At 81.3% G+C, this 831-nt stretch carries 1 protein-coding gene and 1 pseudogene; both read left to right on the top strand.

Features of this window, described 5'->3' with window-relative positions; all coding sequences use genetic code 11:
• Nucleotides 1-98: 98 nt before the first annotated feature.
• Nucleotides 99-275: a hypothetical protein gene (locus ACSNOK_RS33335; protein WP_436784522.1), complete on the top strand. Its 177-nt coding sequence runs from the start codon at nt 99-101 to the stop codon at nt 273-275.
• A 127-nt stretch (nt 276-402) separates the two neighbouring features.
• A pseudogene (locus tag ACSNOK_RS33330) lies at nt 403-831 on the top strand (hypothetical protein); the annotation flags it as partial.

Raw genomic sequence — 831 nt, 5'->3', positions numbered from 1 at the left:
GGGTTGGCGGCGGGGCGGTCCGCCGGAGGGACCGTCGGGGAGGCCGTCGCCTGGCCAGGGGTTTCCAGGGGCTGCCGGGTGTCCGGGGTGGCGGGCGTGTGCTCGGGGTTGTCGGACGGCTCCCGCGTTTCGGGTGCGGTGGCCTTGCCGGGGATGCCGCCGACGCCATCGGCGTGGTCGCCGGCGGCCTCGGCACGGCGGCGGTCGGCCGCCGCACGATCGCGGTCTCGGTCGAGGTCGGCGTCGACGTCGGCGTCGGCTTCGCTGTCGCCTGAGCCGGAGCGGCCGACCGGCGGCTCGTCGAAGGCCGGGCGGGCGTGGTGCCACGGCGCGTCGGATGAGCGCGGGGCCGGGCGGCGGGTGGTCGGGGTGGCTCCCGGAGTGCTCGCGGGGGTCGGGCCCGTGCCCGTACCGGACTGGCTCGCCGAGCCGTCGCTCGCGCTGCGGGTGCGGCGGGGCGGGCGGTCGCCGGCGGCCGCCTGCTGTCCGACCGGCCCGTCGGCCGCGCCCGGCGTACGGCGGGGGGCGGCGGCACCGGCTTGGTCCTGGCTCGCCGAACCGTCCGCAGCGCTGCGCGTACGACGTGGCGCCGGGGCGGCGCCCTCCTGGCCCGTCCCAGCCTGGCTCGCCGAACCGTCGGCCGCGCTCCGCGTACGCCGAGGTGCGGCAGCGCCGGTCGCGGACTGGCTCGCCGAGCCCTCGGCCGCGCTGCGCGTACGACGCGGCGCCGGAGCGGCTTCCTCCGCGCCCGTCGCCGCCTGGCTCGCCGAGCCCTCGCCCGCGGTGCGGGTGCGTCGGACCGGGCGGTCGCCGGCCGCCGCGCCCGCCCCG

It is taken from the genome of Streptomyces sp. URMC 126 (assembly GCF_051386555.1).
Taxonomy (GTDB): domain Bacteria; phylum Actinomycetota; class Actinomycetes; order Streptomycetales; family Streptomycetaceae; genus Streptomyces.
Note: the sequence above shows the minus strand (reverse complement) of the source record. Positions and strands in the feature narration are given on the sequence as shown.